Raw genomic sequence first — 14,084 nt, forward strand, 5'->3', positions numbered from 1 at the left:
ACCACTTACTCTATTCTGAAGGTGGTCATCGTATGCCCAGCGGCATCTTCCATACGCAGAGCCGGTCGTTCACCGTACTGCTCGCCGCCCTGACGGCTCTCTTCGTGCTCTCCATCCTATTGTTTCCCGATCGGGCGTTTCAATCATCGCTTGGCGGATTGTCGCTTTGGTGGAACGTCGTCTTCCCCGCGCTGCTGCCGTTCCTCATCGTCGCCGAGCTGATGATCGGCCTCGGCTTGGCGCGGAGCGTCGGCGTGCTGCTCGATCCGCTCATGCGGGTGCTGTTCCGCCTGCCGGGAGCCGGCGGTCTCGCGCTGGCGATGGGCGGCCTCGCCGGCGGGCCGGCCGGCGCCCAGATCGCGGGCAAGCTGCGCAGCGACGGAGCGGTCACCCGGGAGCAGGGCGAGCGACTGCTGGGCATGTCGCACATGAGCAGCCCTTTCCTCATCCTGAGCGTGATCGGCGCAGGGTTCCTTCACCACCCGGCGACGGGAACCGCGATCGCCGTCATTCATTATGGCTCGGCGTTCGTCGCCGCCATCGTCATGCGCTTCGCGCGTAAAGAGGAGTCCCGGCTGCAACTCCCGCTAAAGTCAGCAGCTTACACTGTTGTTAGGATGCCGCTTCTCGTTAAGTTTTTCCGGGAAATGCACGAAGCGCGTCTCCAGGACGGTCGCACGTTCGGCAAGCTGCTGGGCGACGCCGTATCCGGCGCGATCCAGACGCTGCTCGCGATCGGCGGCGTCATCATGATGTTCTCCGTCGTCATGCACGCCTTGCAGCTGTCGCTTGCCGCTCCTGCCTTCAATGCAGCGCTAGGCTTGGTCATTCGGCTGTTCGGCTATAACGGTGCCGCAGCCCCCGACTGGATTCCGAGCATCCTGGAAGTCCATCTGGGCACATACGCGTTCAGCCAATTCAATCCTGGCGGTGCCGGCATGCCTTGGCAAGCGGCGCTGATCGGCCTCGCACTCGGCTGGAGCGGGCTGTCCCATCATCTACAAGTGCAAAGTCTCGTTCGCCACACCGATCTGCGCTATTGGCCGTTCCTCGTGCATCGCCTGCTGCATGGCGGGCTGGCATTCGGCTCGACGCTCGCGCTGTGGAATCCGCTACAGACGATGCTGGCTCGCGCCCGGCCCAGCTTCCTGTCATTCCCGGCAGCCATGCCGCCGGCATTCGATCTCCCCGTAAGCGGTAAGACATCCATAGCTACGGAGGCATGGAGCGGCTGGACCGCCTTTCCCGGCAGGCTGGAGCAATTTGCCCTCCTGCTGCTCACGCTGTTCGTTTTGTCCGGCGCGATCGCCCTTATTCGCCGGCTGGTGTCGGCTTCGACGGAGCGGCTGAGCTAGCCGCCCCGCCGAATTTCCGCTTCAATGCCGACTCCACGATATCCGGAACAAGATCCTCCACGGGACCGTTGTACTTCGCAATCTCCTTTACAATACTGGAGCTGAGGTAAGAAAACTTCGGATGCGTCATCATGAAGAACGTCTCGATCTTGGCGTTCAGCTTGTGATTGAGCGACGCCATCTGCAGCTCGTATTCGAAATCGGATACCGCCCGCAGCCCTTTCACGATCACATGCGCCTGTTTGGCTTCCATATAATTGATGAGCAGTCCGCTGATGCTGTCGATTTCGACATTCGGCAGATGGCCCGTCACTTCCCGCAGCAGCCCCGTTCGCTCTTCCAAGTTGAACAGAGGCTGCTTCGAGCTGTTCGTCGCGATGGCGACGATCACTTTGTCGAAAATGCCGGCAGCCCGGCTAATGATGTCGAGGTGCCCGTTCGTTACCGGATCGAAGCTTCCCGGACAAACGGCGACCGTGTAGTCATGTTTGATTTTGCTCATGGTGCCCCGCCTCCTCTTCTGCAACTTCTTCTTCAAGCTTCAACTTATAAATAGAAACCGCTGTTTCGCCGTATTGCGCCCGTCTCGTACAAACCGCGTCTCCAATTTGCTCGGCGCAGTTGTAATCCGCCTCATGCTCGACGAGAATCGTCGCCTCCGGCTCCAGCAGCTGCAGCGATTGAAGCAATCCAACCAGCTTCTCGATATCCCTGAGCTTGTAGGGCGGGTCAAGAAACACCAGCCGGAAGCGGGTGTCCGGTTTCTTCGCCAGCACCTTGATCGCCCGCTCGGCGTCGTTGCGATACACCTCCGCCTGCTCGGCGAGCCGCGCCGCCTGCAGGTTGAGCTGCACGATCTCGACCGCGCGTTTGTCGGCGTCGATGAACACGGCCCGCTCCATCCCCCGGCTGAGCGCTTCGATGCCAAGGCCGCCCGTGCCGGCGAACAAATCGAGCGCCATCCCGCCGTCGAAATAAGGGCCGATCATGCTGAAAATCGCTTCCTTCACTTTATCCGTCGTCGGCCGCGTCCCCATGCCGGGCACCGGCTTCAACGTTCGGCCTCGCGCCGATCCCGATATGACTCTCAACGTCGTCGTCCCTCGTTCCTGCGAATTCCTGCTGCTATCGTACCACAATCGTTTGACCGTTCACAAAATTTTTCCGCCCTATGTATAAGAACCCAACTTGGCGTCAACAATGAAGCTATCGACATGAACAATGTCGTAGACAACCGCGGAGAAGACTTACGTTTCCCCATAAGCTCTTCGTCCGGTTTCTCCTCTCCCATGAGGGGCCCCGCAAGGGGTCCCAAAAACTTCGATCCGCTCATCCCTTGTGGGGAGCGGTTTTTTTCTATCTCCTCCCCATCATTAACACAGCATTTTCTCACATTGCCCACCATTTGACCACCAAATTTGTACATGCCCCATCTATCCGGGTGAGCTTATGCGACGTGGGAACCCGTTGCCATGCCTCACGCCGTCCCCGAGAATCACCCGGGGGACGGACGCATATAATAGAAGCGTCTTCTTTAGTCGGTGCCCAAGCGGCCCGGCTTTTTTGTTGTGCTGCCATCCAGATCACGACAGAGCTCATGCAGCCAGTCCACGTCATTAGTCATGCTGGCCTTCAACGCTTGATTCTTGAGCAGCGCCTGCCGCCAGCAGTAGTTGACGATCCAGTCTAGACACAGCTTAAGCTCCTGCAGTTGGACCGGATCGAGCCCCCGTGCCTTTTGGACAACCCGCAGTTGGGCGATCCGGCAAATGATTGGGCTGTCGCTCAAGTCCAAAGTAACCACCATCCTACACACGCCAGCGCCCCGAGCGCGACCACGTAACACGCAGCGAGGGTTTGCATCCTCGGATCATGCACCCGCTCCTGCGTGGCGTACACTGCCTTTGGACGGCCGTCGAGCGTGTAGCGGATGCGGTAAACGGTTTGCTTCTCCATCTGTACCATCTCCTTTTGTTGGTGATGATACAGTGTATGCGGTTATTTGCAAAAGTTGCCGACTAAGATACATTTTGTGTACAAAAAGAAACACTACTCATCCAGAAATACGATCTCCTCGACCGTCTTATTTAACAGTTTGGAAAGCTTAAGCACTGTTTCAAGTTCCGGCTGCGTCTTCTGCCGCTCCCACCGATTATACAAAGTCCTGTTAATGCCGATGTGCTCGGCAAACTCCACTTGGTTCATCCGATGGTCATGACGGATTTCCTTGAGTCGGTTTTTAACGGCCATCCCTATCACCTCAACCACAATTTCAACGTAGATAGCCGAGAATCCTACTTTTATTACATATATTTATTTTATAAATTCCCAAACGCTTGGGAAAATAGAAAACCCCGCTAACCGAAGCCACCGAGGGAGTAGTAATGACTTACTGTGACCGAGTGCCGATACTTATCGGCACCGCTATTTTTATTCAGTGCCATAACTGACTCTCTGCCCCTCATGCGGTATTTGTAGGTTCTGACAGCCATCTACCTGACTTTGTAATAATCGTCGACCAACATTCCATATGTGGACCGGCCTCGTCAGCAATTTGCGTGCATCCACGCCCCTTTTTCGGTCCAAAGATAGAGAACAGCGGCGTTTTTTAAACCTAAATCAATTTGATGTTGGTTGATAAAGTCCCGTTTCTCGTCGCCAAGGACCGCGATATAATGTTAGCTGTGTCCGAATAGCATGAACAAGTAAGACAGGTCAGTCCTTCGCATCTTACTTATTCCATTCGACAGAAAGGAGTCACACCATGACCCAATCCCTGGACGCCGCAATCCGTGCCATTGTCGCGGAGGAAGTAGCAGCTGCAATACGCATTCTGCGTGAGGAAATGGCCGTTCAAGCTGACCAGACACTGACGTTCACTGAGGCCTGCGACTATCTCAATCTCAGCGAGCACACGCTGCGCAAGTACATTCGCCAGAAACGCATCCCCCATCGTGTTGTAGGAGCGGATGGCAGCCGGAAGCCGCGGTATCTGTTTAGCACGCTGAGTCTGGATAAGTGGAAGGCTGCTCAAGAAGCCGCGAATTACATGGAGGGGAGGTGAACACCAAAAGAAGGAGCCAAGCCAAAAATTGGGGAAGCGATACCTCGGAAGAGCGTATTTGAAAACTAAATAGAAAGTGAGACTCCAGCATGACTATCAAAATCAAACAATACGAAAATTTACCGGACATTTTGTCTCTGCAGCAAGCGGCGGACTTTTTTTGGAATATCTCGTCGGCGGGTTTACGAGTTCTGCCAACTGTCCCCTGAATTCGGTGGGCTCCCTAGTTTCATCATAGGGGCTTCTCGAAAATAGAGAGAGAAGGTTGAGCTTCGAAAGTTTATCGATCGACTTAAATCGGTGTGAAAGGAACGGATGGAGTCAGGGAGTGCGTTTAACCCTAGTCAAAGTTTTGGCAATGGTAGGCGACTGATGCTGTAGCGGAGTAAAGAGGCTTCGGCTCCGGCGAGCAGTACCGCAAAGCCAAATTCGTCGCCGACCAAGTGTGTATACAATAAAAGACACCCCTAATTAAGGAGCGCCTATGAAACTATCTCGGCATTTGCTATAATGCTAGTGTGCAACAGACTTGGGTGGGAAGTATTGCCTCCGGATCGGGGGTGATGCTTATGCAGTTTTCGTTTACAGAAGTGATTACGCTCGGCATGTTCTTGCTGGCGCTCCTCACATATCTGAATAAACGAAAATAATCCGCCCAGGTTAGCGCCACGGTGCGGATTATTTTCTGGCTCATGCTGGAGGTTTCCCACCCAAAATGTTGTGCAGGGGAGTCGGACGGCCATCCGGCTCCTTATTTCTATTGTAATAATAACATGGCGGTTTCATACGTGCAACGTTGCACCCGGTCGTTTTAAGCTATCGAATTAAGCGATGCTACAAGATTATTGAGATACGACGCATGAATCGCATCTCCGCTACTCTTTGTACCCGGTGGCGGCGATGTAGGGCTCATTGGATTGATAGTATTGACTGCTTGGTTAAATATCCAATAATAAAAATCCCCACCAGTGCTCACGGTGGTAAACCCGTACGCCCCAAGACTTTTATACACGCGAAAGGCGTCAATCCGAGTTGTAAACACATTCCATTCGGCGGCGGCCAGGTTGAAATTTCCTCCCGTTGTCTGGGCGATGGTCCAACTGGAATTTGACAGGCGAATCCGTACAGCGTGGGCGTGGAGCTCTGCATCGAGCCGGACTGGATGTTCCACCCGGCAACCTACGAACGGGCGGTGCAGATCGGCGTGGAGCTGTGCCGGCTATATCGCGCGACGCCGGCCGACCTTATGCGGCATTACGACGTAACACGGAAAGTATGTCCGAAACGATGGGGAGAGCATCCAGAAGAATGGGAAGAATTCAAGGCCGGAGTAGGCAGAAGATTAAGCACTGGAGGGGATGACATGATGATTTTGTTTATTCCTCCAATGCTCTTAGAAACATCACAAGCCCCTTTCTTCCATCCTGACTATATTTTTGAGCCAAAAATCGACGGACATCGGTTGATACTGTCACGGCAGGAAGGCGTTACGCGCCTGTACACGCGCCACAACAACGATTGTACAATGCAGTACCCGGAGCTGTTCGATCTGGCCGAAGACGATATCATCCTTGATGGCGAGGTTGCGTGCGTCGATCGCTTATCTGGTTCCATCGACTTCGAATCGGTTATGGAGCGCTTCTCTGCACGCAATGTGGACAAGGTGCTCAGGCTCACCGCTACGATGCCGGCCAACTACATCGTTTTCGATTTGCTTCGCTACAATGGGCAGGATCTGCGCGGCTGGCCGCTCATGCAGCGCAAGCAGCTGCTGCCCAGCATCGACTTCGGCAAATCCTCGGATCAGCGTAGTCCCTTACATAGAACGGGAAGGAAAGAGACTATTTGTTGAAATGGTTGATCGGCAATTCGAGGGAATGATTGCAAAACGGAAAGAGTCCGCTTATGTCCTGGGGCAGCGGAGCCCGCGTGGCAGAAAGTAATTAACTGGTCCTACGCTGAAGTGGTGCTGACGGGATGGAAGAAAGCCGAGTTTGGGTGGCTCGCAGCGGTCTAGGATCCGGACGGTCGGAATCGACCAGCAGGGATTATTGAGTTTGGAGTGACCCCTACCCAAAAGTAGGCGTTTTACAGCGTCATCCGTCCGTTCGTAGTGGCGGAGGACCGTGACCATGTATATGTGGAGCCCCGGATCCATGCCACAGTAAAGATGCGGAACTGGACCCGTAATGACTTATTGCGAAGCCAGGTTTTTGCGGAATTTATCGTATGATCTATGTAAAGGCCAGCCATGCACGGCCAGCTCGTGGCGGATTTCCGCGAGCAGCGTCATCGCGACGCGGCTTTCGGCCGGTTCCCATCCGGCCATCGTCAGGCGGGGCACTACTTTTCCGCATTAATTCCCAAGCTTCGTTTCAATCCGTCTTGGAGAATCTGCGAGAAGTTCAGATTATGGCGCTCTCCTTCGTCTGCCAACCACTTTGGCACTGTGAGCGTCTTCTTTACCGCTTTTGACTCCATGGCCTCACGAACAGTTGGCATGTAAACTTGGATATCACATGCCGCTTCTCCTTCTTCCAGTTGTCCGATAATCCGGTCCAGTGTGGACGGATCCGGAATCACATCATTGTCATTCTCCATTACACAAAGAAAACCGCCAAGCGCTTCCCTTGCTGCCACATGAGCTTCTTCAGCTGTATCCCCACTTGTGAAGCAGCCGGGAAGATCAGGAAACCTTACCGACACACCATCAGGGGAGTAATGGAAAGCTGCCCAGAATCGATACACATCTTTTTTGACCATTTATGTTAACCTCCTTGGGGGGGAGGGCATTCGCCCTCTATAACCCCGCGCTTTGTAGTATGTTCTTTTGAGTTTTGGGAGGGAAGCTGTCTCTCGGATGCGGCACCGTAACTTTACCGGGCTTCGTGGGATGTTTAAAGTAATGATGACTTCCGTTTGCTCCTATGTAGTACCATCCATCCGCTTCGACTAGCTTTATGATTTCCCTCGAGCTGTAAGCTTTCAATGTTTCCCCTCCTCTCTGATTTAATGATAACACGTATAAAATGTACGTGTCAATTAAAAAATACGTGCAATTAATACGTGTAAATATTAACTCAGCGATCTCGCTTGCTATTCCACATAATTGAGAGTGAGCTCCTACTTCCACCATACCCTCGTTCCTTGCTTCCGCTTTTAAAGAGCTAAATTTATCCACCCTTACCTGAAGCGAAAAATAAAACCGCCTCCAATAACCGGAAGCGGAAGTGAATTTTGAAAATATAATCTAGCGCTATTTTGTACTCGCCAGCACCCGCAGTCCGTCGGACCACGATTTTCGCGCTTGCAGCGCTGTGAGTCGACGTTCCACGGACTGCAAGCTCGATTTTGCTGCTTAGCGCGGGCGGACGGGATATCCCGCTGTTCAAAAATCGGAGAAGTCTCCCATTTCCAAGCGCCGTCTCTGCTTCTCCTCGCGGCACTCCGGACAACGCTTCGGCGGGTCCCAGCCTTGCATCCGGAACGAGTCCTGCTCGCTGATGCTCCACTCGAACCGGTCGCCGCAATCCCAGCACTTGAGCCGCTCAGAACTTCGGGTCAGCACAATGTCCGCGGTTCGCATCATCGGATGCGGGGAGCCTTCCAGCTCCAAAGTCCCCTTCGGGTCCTTGAGATAGGCAATGACTTGCCCGATCGCTTGGCGAACCTTCTTGTAGTCGATGGGCTGCCACTTTTCGAGCAAAGGGATGAATCGGGCATCTTGAGTTTCCGCCACTTTTTCCAGGAACATCAAGATCATCTCGCGATTCTTATCCTTCATATGGGACATGCTCAACACGGGCACTTGATGATCGACCCAATCCGTCCATTCGCTCAAGAGCCGGTTGACGCCTTGCTCGCGCTGCACGATCCACCCATAGTCGGTGAAATACAGCAAAGGCATATCACCCGAGTAGCCGATCGACAAATAATCGTTTTTGATCATCCAATCGACTCGTTCCAACACCTCATCCTTATGCCGGTCCGCGTAGTACCCGTAGGCGTCGCAGCAGTTCAACCCCAGCTCGAGCAGCTTTTTTTCCCGCGACCCTTTCAACACTTTCACAAGCATGGACCGCCCCGCACGGGATACTAGACTATCCGCAGCCTCCAGAATAGCTAGAACGTCTTCCCTCTGCATGACTGGTTCGACTGACAATGATTTCGACACTTTAGCCAAACTCAAACTCCCCTTTCCAATTAAGCTTTGCCTCCTACCATTTAGTAGTTTCCATTCTAGCATCTCTTAAACATGAATTAAAAACTATGCTCCCGCTGAACCTTGGCGTAGACGGCAAGCAAGTAATCCAAAATGGCGTTCTGACCCTGCGGCGTCCAGCTCATGCCGATCCAGTTCGGAATGGACAACACCTTCTTGTTCCTGACGGCGCGTATCGTCGCCCATGACTCGCTGCGCCGCAGCTCCGCATACTTGGCGGAATACGAGCAGATGATCCGTCTCGAACAGAGGCAGGCTGCCAAGCGGATATTCCTTGTTCCGTTCCCGCATGGGCACGCAGCTCCCCGGGTGCAGGCCGAGCTCGGTGTAGAGCAGTTGGTTCATCGGATGGCCGATCGTGCCATACACCCGTACCCGGTTGTAGAAAAAGCGCAGCATCGACACGGTCTCCCGGCCGATCGTCTGGGCCAGCCTGTCGCGCGCATATCCGATTTTCAAATCCACCTGATCCAAATGCTGCTGCGCTTCCTTCTCCCGGCCGACGATATTGGCGATCCACCTGTAGTTTTAGCGCCAGTCCATTGCAAAAGCCTACCGTCTCCGCCACTTCCTTAATCGGCCAGCTTTGCTGCAGCAGCTCCTTCGAGCGATCGACCCGAATGCGGGTCAAATAATCGATAGGGGATACGCCCTTCGCTTTTTTGAAGCTCCTCGAGAACGAAGTCTCTGTCAGGCCGGCTCGGGCGGCCAGAGCATCCAGCTTGATTTTCTCAGGATAGTGTCTGTGCATGTACAGGATGCTCGCATCGATTCCACGGTTCGTCTCCTCCGCTTCCCGCTCCTCGAGCAGCTCCCGGGTCCTGATGCATGACGACGACTAGATGAGCCGACACATGCATGATATAGTCGCTCTTGGGCCGTCCGTACTTCTCGCGGTCCTCTTCGCCATGCTCATACGAGCACCTCCTCCAAATTGTCGCTGTGGCGGCTGGCGTTTCGTCCTCTTGTGGCTCGTGCGGCGTCGGATCGCTATATGGAGTCATGCGGTGGAATGGTTTCGGGCTATTTGGGGGGCAGAGGAAGGAAGAGGAGACGGGAGACGTGGATGAGAAGAGCTATTTTGCTAAAATGAAACCCGAAGCGGGGCCGAGGTCAAAAAGAAAACCGAGCGGCAAAGCTGCACTTGTTTACCGCGGGGGTGCGGGGAGAGCTGACAGACAATCGGGCCCGCATCCGACTCGCTTACTCCCGTTGCAGCGATAAGGAAGCGGAGACAATGAGAAAGCTGTTCGAAGGCGGTGGCTCTTAGAGGAAATGCGTAAGCTCGGACAAGCGCTCCAATCGACCAAGAGCGGGAATGGACCGTTTGGCGAATTCTTCGCTCTTGGATCGGTACGCCACGAAAGATACACCCGCCTGCATCGCGGCATGTCCATCGATCCAGGAATCGCCGACAGAAAGCCAGTCCGCCGCAGCCCAATCCGGGTACAGCGATAAAATGGCATTCACCCCTGAAGGCGAAGGCTTGAGCGCGGCCATCTGCTCCCGGCCCAGCACATGATCGAACAATGCCAGCGTTCGGGTTGTCTCCAGCGCTTGGATCGCCGCCTGACGAGCATTGTTCGTAAGGATCACGAGCGCATAGGAACGGCTCTTCAGCTCGTGAAGCAGCTCGAGCGCTTCCTCCTCCAGCCCGGCGTCGCGCATCCCTTCTCGCTCCCAATCCGCCACCCGTGCCCACAGTGTTTCATTCATCGCATCGGTAAGCCTGCCGCTCGCTTTTGCCGTTTCCAGCAGCGTGGCGACCGTATGCTCTTGCACGCGGGTTTGACGATCCAGCACCGCTTGCTCGATCAGAGTAGCCGCGATATCGGCCTTCATGGCCGGGAAATCGATGCGCGAGCGGAGAATCGTATTGTCCATGTCGAAGATAAGGCCTTTGTAGCGCTGGGTGCGTTGCACCAAGTGCGCTTGTTCCAGCATGTATGTACCTCCTTTTTCGGGCAATTAAATCCGCAGGCAGCTTATTTTCCATCCTTGACTATGTAACGCGTCACTTGCTCGGGAGCCGTGAACAGCAGGTCGGGCTCCACCTCGAAATGCTGCGTCTGTACATGCTCGAACCAGCGCACGGCGGCTGTCAGCACACCAGCGGCTTTGCCTGCGCAAACGTCGGCGATGCTGTCGCCCAGGAACATCGTCTCCTCCGGGGTGGAGCCGAGTCGCTCCATCGCCAGCAGCACCCCTTCGGGATGCGGCTTCGGCTGCCGAACATCATCGCCGCTAATCTCGACGTCGAACAGGCCATCCAGCTGTAGGTGGCGGAGCGAGATGCGCAAGCTTTCGGCTCCTTTGCCGGTTACGATCCCCAGCCGAAGCGATTGGCGCTTCAAGGCATGCACCATGTCCAATACAGGCTGCGAAGGCGGAACAAGTGCCGGATGATGCTCGTCATAGAGCCGGAGAAACCGCTCTACCCCCTGCTCCGCGCGTTCCTTGTCCGTTAGATGCAATCGGATTATGTCCGGCTCTGTCGGGCCGAAACGGGCCACGATCTCCTCATTGCTCAGGTTGAGCCCGTCAAACTCGCGAAACACTTCCCGCAGCGCATGAAAACAAACCGGCAACGTGTCCGCCACGGTGCCGTCGAAGTCGAACAATATCGTCGTTTTCTTCATCCAGTCCAATTCCTCTCCGGTCTTATTTGTACCGATTCCGAATCTGGCGGCGTTTCAAGGCAGCCAAAACCCCCTTCAACACAAATCCAAGCACCAAATAAATGACCACAACGACGACCAACGTCCACATCCGCTCCATCATGCTGCCATCGGCGAGCAGCACCGGGCCGATTCCGAAAAACGTCACCAAAGCAAACAAAACGATGAAGATGGCGATTACGAATGCTTTCATCCTTCACACGCTCCTTGTTCGGTTGATGGTTGGCACTAACCAAACTGTTGACGCATGTACTTGGCGACCGCATCCTCGTTGTGGCTGCCGATTATCCGGTCCGCCATTGCTTGCAGCCGCTCATGCGCCTCTCGGACAGCAACGCGGGTACCGGCGGCTTCGAACAGGCCTACATCGTTCAAGTTGTCTCCGAATACGGTTACTTGGCTCGGCTCGATCCCCATTATTCGGGCCCATTGCAGCAGCCCTTGCTTTTTGTTCGCCAGCGGATGACTGACTTCCAGAAAATAATTGTGCTCGCGAACATATGCATCCCGCATCAAGTGCAGGTGAATGGTTGATCCAAACCGATTCGTGAGATCGGCATGAAACGGCTCGAGCTCCTCCAGCCTGCCGATATAGGTAAGGATGAGCACACGTTGGTCGAAGGGACAGACGAGCCCGGCTGTCTCACGAAAGCGAGGGTCATTCGGTCGATTGGCGTAAAACTGACGGTCGCCCGTTCTAAGGAGAGGCTCGTGCAGCACCGTCTCGTTCCCGCCGCCATCCAACCCGAACAGGAGCGGCACCAATCGATGCCGGCTTTTACCGAACTCGATCAGCTCATTCGCGGCCTCGGAAGTCAACCAGTTCCCTCCCAGCAGGGAGCCGTCGACCGGGTCCATCAGTACCGCTCCATTGTAAAGCACCAGCGGATGCTGCCATGGAATCTCCCCAACCACCTGCATGGAGCTTCTGTAGCTGCGGGCGGTAGCATAGCTGACCGGAACGCCTTGTTCCAAAAGCCATGTAAGCGTCTCGACTGTGAATGGCGACACCGTCGCATCGGACCGAAGCAGCGTGCCGTCCAGATCGGTCAAAAAGGCTTGTGTTGCTTGGGCGGATGTCGGGGCCATCGATAGTCCTCCCTTAGCGTTTACACGTTCAGATGTTTCGTGCAATTGAACAGCTCGCATGTCCAGCCTTGCGGATTTTTGGCGACGATGGTGACGGAGGTGTTGTCTAGCGGCCCTTGTACGTTCAGTTCTGGCACAAGCTTGCGGATCGTCGAGCCGATCAAACCGCCATGACTGACGATTAATATTCTTTCGCCGGGATGGCGTTCTGCGATAATGTTCAAAATGGACTGTCCGCGCTCCGCCACTTTGTCGTTCGACTCGATATCCAGCTCGAGCTTCGCCCAGTCGACTCCCCACTTGGCGAGACGGTCTTCCGGCGTTGTCCCTTCGATTTGACCGCAAAACTTCTCGCGCAAAAGCGGTTCCTGGATAACCGTCAATGAGAGACGATCCGCCACCGATTGAGCCGTTACATAAGCACGCCCCAGGTCGCTGCTGTAAATGACGTCCCAGCTCTCATGCTGCATCCTGTCCGCTAGTCGCTGCGCCTGCTGAAGACCGTCCTCGTTCAGAGGAATATCCGTGTGGCCTTGCGCCTTTCTTTGCACATTCCAGTCCGTTACGCCGTGTCGAATCAGTCCCAATACCGTCATCTCTTGCCAGCTCCTTTATCTCTCTATTTGAATGTTAGGATTCTATTATTCTATCATAACTCGCAAGGCGGCGAGCAGCAGGAAAATGACCACTCCTCCAAGCATATGCGCAAAATCGGCCCGTTCGAACCGCGATGCGGCTGCGCCGGGATGTCGATGAAGCGCCTCGTCCCTGAAGCCTCGCTGCTCCATCGCCAGCGCCGCCGCTTCGGCCATCCGGAACAGCGACAACAGCATCGGCACGGCTACGACCGGCAAATCGCGCGCCCGGACGGTGCCCGGCTTGGCGCGGCTGCCGCCTCTCGCTCTGGCGATGCGGGCGAAGCGCAGCCATTCCGCCTTGATGATCGGGATGAAGCGCATCAGCATAGACACGTACAGCGCGATCGCCGTCACCGGCACTTTCCAGCGGGCGGTAGCGGCGAGGCTCGTCTCGAGCGCTTTCTTAAGGGCGAGCGGGCTGTATTGCAGCGGCAGCAGCAACCCGATCGCCATGATGAACAGGAAGCGCTGCATCGAGAGCAATGTGCGACCGGCGGCTTCGAAGGAGAAGCCGATCCACTCGACGCCGGAGAACACGACGGTGAAGCTCGTCAGCCAGACGAGCGGCAGCACGGCGCGCCACACGGTCCGGAACGCAACAGGCGACCAAGCGATCGCCGCAAGCGTGACGACCGCGGACGCCGCCAAGCCGGGCAGACTGCCCTGTAGCAGGATGCCGATCGACACAAGCGTGCAGAACACCCACGCGGCGCGTGGGTCGATGCGGCGCTTGGGAGGCGTGGCGGCAGGTGCCGGGGCGGCGGCAAGTGCGACAGCGGTTCGGTTGAGCTGGACCGCTGGTGACGACACCGTGTTGTCAGTAAGTACATAGGCCACTGGGTTGAGTTGGGGGACCGGCGCAGACGTCGACGTGGCGTCAAGCGCGGCTGCGGTGGCCGGGTTGAGCTGGGTGGCTGGTGACGATATCGGTTTGTCGGCAAGTACAGGGGGAGCTGCTAGGTTGAGCTCGGCGGCTGGTGCAGACGTCGAGCTCGCGCCGCCCGCGCGCCGCGCGACGGCGGCCGCGACCGCCGCGGC

General features: G+C 55.6%; 18 protein-coding genes and 1 pseudogene. 3 read left to right on the top strand and 16 right to left on the bottom strand.

The genetic code is table 11. The features are described 5' to 3' along the window. Positions 1–32: 32 nt before the first annotated feature. Positions 33–1,355, top strand: a complete 1,323-nt coding sequence (locus tag PKO02S_RS20805) for a sporulation protein (RefSeq protein ID WP_127585771.1) — start codon at positions 33–35, stop codon at positions 1,353–1,355. Here PKO02S_RS20805 and coaD read toward each other — a convergent pair. From coaD to PKO02S_RS20830, 4 genes are all read right to left on the bottom strand, one after another. Further along, on the bottom strand, positions 1,312–1,857 hold the full coding sequence (gene coaD / locus PKO02S_RS20810; protein ID WP_127585772.1) for a pantetheine-phosphate adenylyltransferase: 546 nt from the start codon (positions 1,855–1,857) through the stop codon (positions 1,312–1,314). The two genes, PKO02S_RS20805 and coaD, sit on opposite strands and share 44 nt — an antisense overlap. Beyond that, a complete protein-coding gene (gene rsmD / locus PKO02S_RS20815) occupies positions 1,838–2,446 on the bottom strand; it encodes a 16S rRNA (guanine(966)-N(2))-methyltransferase RsmD (protein ID WP_127585773.1) in 609 nt (202 codons plus the stop codon). The genes coaD and rsmD overlap by 20 nt, the downstream gene beginning before the upstream one ends. A 443-nt stretch (positions 2,447–2,889) precedes the next feature. Beyond that, entirely contained in the window at positions 2,890–3,162 is a 273-nt protein-coding gene (locus PKO02S_RS20825; protein WP_127585774.1) for a DUF7667 family protein, read from the bottom strand. A gap of 242 nt (positions 3,163–3,404) precedes the next feature. Then, positions 3,405–3,605 (bottom strand): helix-turn-helix transcriptional regulator, encoded by a 201-nt coding sequence (locus PKO02S_RS20830; protein ID WP_127585775.1) that lies wholly within the window; start codon positions 3,603–3,605, stop codon positions 3,405–3,407. Between the two features lie 514 nt (positions 3,606–4,119). On the opposite strand from PKO02S_RS20830, the gene PKO02S_RS20835 reads away from it, so the two are divergent. Both PKO02S_RS20835 and PKO02S_RS33765 read left to right on the top strand, forming a co-directional pair. Next, positions 4,120–4,419 (top strand): helix-turn-helix domain-containing protein, encoded by a 300-nt coding sequence (locus tag PKO02S_RS20835; RefSeq protein WP_127585776.1) that lies wholly within the window; start codon positions 4,120–4,122, stop codon positions 4,417–4,419. A 1,129-nt stretch (positions 4,420–5,548) separates the two neighbouring features. Continuing rightward, a complete protein-coding gene (locus tag PKO02S_RS33765) occupies positions 5,549–6,271 on the top strand; it encodes an ATP-dependent DNA ligase (RefSeq protein ID WP_307720035.1) in 723 nt (240 codons plus the stop codon). 342 nt (positions 6,272–6,613) lie between these two features. Here PKO02S_RS33765 and PKO02S_RS33685 read toward each other — a convergent pair whose 3' ends face one another. From PKO02S_RS33685 to PKO02S_RS20895, 12 genes and pseudogenes are all read right to left on the bottom strand, one after another. After that, on the bottom strand, positions 6,614–6,748 hold the full coding sequence (locus tag PKO02S_RS33685; RefSeq protein WP_281280450.1) for a hypothetical protein: 135 nt from the start codon (positions 6,746–6,748) through the stop codon (positions 6,614–6,616). Between the two features lie 14 nt (positions 6,749–6,762). After that, positions 6,763–7,182 carry a type II toxin-antitoxin system HicB family antitoxin gene (locus PKO02S_RS20850; protein WP_127585777.1) on the bottom strand — a complete coding sequence of 140 codons (420 nt, stop codon included), beginning with the start codon at positions 7,180–7,182 and terminating at the stop codon, positions 6,763–6,765. Between the two features lie 37 nt (positions 7,183–7,219). After that, positions 7,220–7,555, bottom strand: a complete 336-nt coding sequence (locus PKO02S_RS33935) for a type II toxin-antitoxin system HicA family toxin (protein ID WP_373865226.1) — start codon at positions 7,553–7,555, stop codon at positions 7,220–7,222. Between the two features lie 252 nt (positions 7,556–7,807). Further along, a complete protein-coding gene (locus PKO02S_RS20860) occupies positions 7,808–8,665 on the bottom strand; it encodes an RQC-minor-1 family DNA-binding protein (RefSeq protein WP_127585779.1) in 858 nt (285 codons plus the stop codon). Between the two features lie 21 nt (positions 8,666–8,686). After that, positions 8,687–9,115: a hypothetical protein gene (locus PKO02S_RS33385; RefSeq protein ID WP_246067156.1), complete on the bottom strand. Its 429-nt coding sequence runs from the start codon at positions 9,113–9,115 to the stop codon at positions 8,687–8,689. Between the two features lie 76 nt (positions 9,116–9,191). Further along, positions 9,192–9,392, bottom strand: a pseudogene (locus PKO02S_RS33940) (helix-turn-helix domain-containing protein); the annotation flags it as partial. A gap of 515 nt (positions 9,393–9,907) precedes the next feature. Then, on the bottom strand, positions 9,908–10,585 hold the full coding sequence (locus tag PKO02S_RS20870; RefSeq protein ID WP_127585781.1) for an HAD family hydrolase: 678 nt from the start codon (positions 10,583–10,585) through the stop codon (positions 9,908–9,910). 41 nt (positions 10,586–10,626) lie between these two features. Then, entirely contained in the window at positions 10,627–11,280 is a 654-nt protein-coding gene (locus PKO02S_RS20875; RefSeq protein WP_127585782.1) for an HAD family hydrolase, read from the bottom strand. A 22-nt stretch (positions 11,281–11,302) separates the two neighbouring features. After that, positions 11,303–11,512: a DUF6954 family protein gene (locus PKO02S_RS20880; protein ID WP_127585783.1), complete on the bottom strand. Its 210-nt coding sequence runs from the start codon at positions 11,510–11,512 to the stop codon at positions 11,303–11,305. Positions 11,513–11,547: 35 nt separating this feature from the next. After that, positions 11,548–12,408: an HAD family hydrolase gene (locus PKO02S_RS20885; protein ID WP_127585784.1), complete on the bottom strand. Its 861-nt coding sequence runs from the start codon at positions 12,406–12,408 to the stop codon at positions 11,548–11,550. 20 nt (positions 12,409–12,428) lie between these two features. Then, entirely contained in the window at positions 12,429–13,004 is a 576-nt protein-coding gene (locus PKO02S_RS20890; RefSeq protein WP_127585785.1) for a histidine phosphatase family protein, read from the bottom strand. 45 nt (positions 13,005–13,049) lie between these two features. Continuing rightward, positions 13,050–13,856, bottom strand: coding sequence for an energy-coupling factor transporter transmembrane component T family protein (locus tag PKO02S_RS20895; RefSeq protein WP_164821587.1), 807 nt, complete (start codon positions 13,854–13,856; stop codon positions 13,050–13,052). Positions 13,857–14,084: the final 228 nt, after the last annotated feature.

Source organism: Paenibacillus koleovorans NBRC 103111 (assembly GCF_004000845.1).
Classification (GTDB): domain Bacteria; phylum Bacillota; class Bacilli; order Paenibacillales; family NBRC-103111; genus Paenibacillus_AA; species Paenibacillus_AA koleovorans.

Bases quoted from the DNA above. Each gene is read 5' to 3' on its own strand.
- PKO02S_RS20850 (WP_127585777.1), bottom strand. From the start codon at position 7,182: ATGGTCAAAAAAGATGTGTATCGATTCTGGGCAGCTTTCCATTACTCC.
- PKO02S_RS20880 (WP_127585783.1), bottom strand. From the start codon at position 11,512: ATGAAAGCATTCGTAATCGCCATCTTCATCGTTTTGTTTGCTTTGGTG.
- PKO02S_RS20890 (WP_127585785.1), bottom strand. From the start codon at position 13,004: ATGACGGTATTGGGACTGATTCGACACGGCGTAACGGACTGGAATGTG.
- coaD (WP_127585772.1), bottom strand. From the start codon at position 1,857: ATGAGCAAAATCAAACATGACTACACGGTCGCCGTTTGTCCGGGAAGC.
- PKO02S_RS20875 (WP_127585782.1), bottom strand. From the start codon at position 11,280: ATGAAGAAAACGACGATATTGTTCGACTTCGACGGCACCGTGGCGGAC.
- PKO02S_RS20835 (WP_127585776.1), top strand. From the start codon at position 4,120: ATGACCCAATCCCTGGACGCCGCAATCCGTGCCATTGTCGCGGAGGAA.
- PKO02S_RS33935 (WP_373865226.1), bottom strand. From the start codon at position 7,555: ATGGTGGAAGTAGGAGCTCACTCTCAATTATGTGGAATAGCAAGCGAG.
- PKO02S_RS20825 (WP_127585774.1), bottom strand. From the start codon at position 3,162: ATGGTGGTTACTTTGGACTTGAGCGACAGCCCAATCATTTGCCGGATC.
- PKO02S_RS20830 (WP_127585775.1), bottom strand. From the start codon at position 3,605: ATGGCCGTTAAAAACCGACTCAAGGAAATCCGTCATGACCATCGGATG.
- PKO02S_RS20805 (WP_127585771.1), top strand. From the start codon at position 33: ATGCCCAGCGGCATCTTCCATACGCAGAGCCGGTCGTTCACCGTACTG.
- PKO02S_RS20885 (WP_127585784.1), bottom strand. From the start codon at position 12,408: ATGGCCCCGACATCCGCCCAAGCAACACAAGCCTTTTTGACCGATCTG.
- PKO02S_RS20870 (WP_127585781.1), bottom strand. From the start codon at position 10,585: ATGCTGGAACAAGCGCACTTGGTGCAACGCACCCAGCGCTACAAAGGC.
- PKO02S_RS33685 (WP_281280450.1), bottom strand. From the start codon at position 6,748: ATGGCCGGATGGGAACCGGCCGAAAGCCGCGTCGCGATGACGCTGCTC.
- PKO02S_RS20860 (WP_127585779.1), bottom strand. From the start codon at position 8,665: ATGCTAGAATGGAAACTACTAAATGGTAGGAGGCAAAGCTTAATTGGA.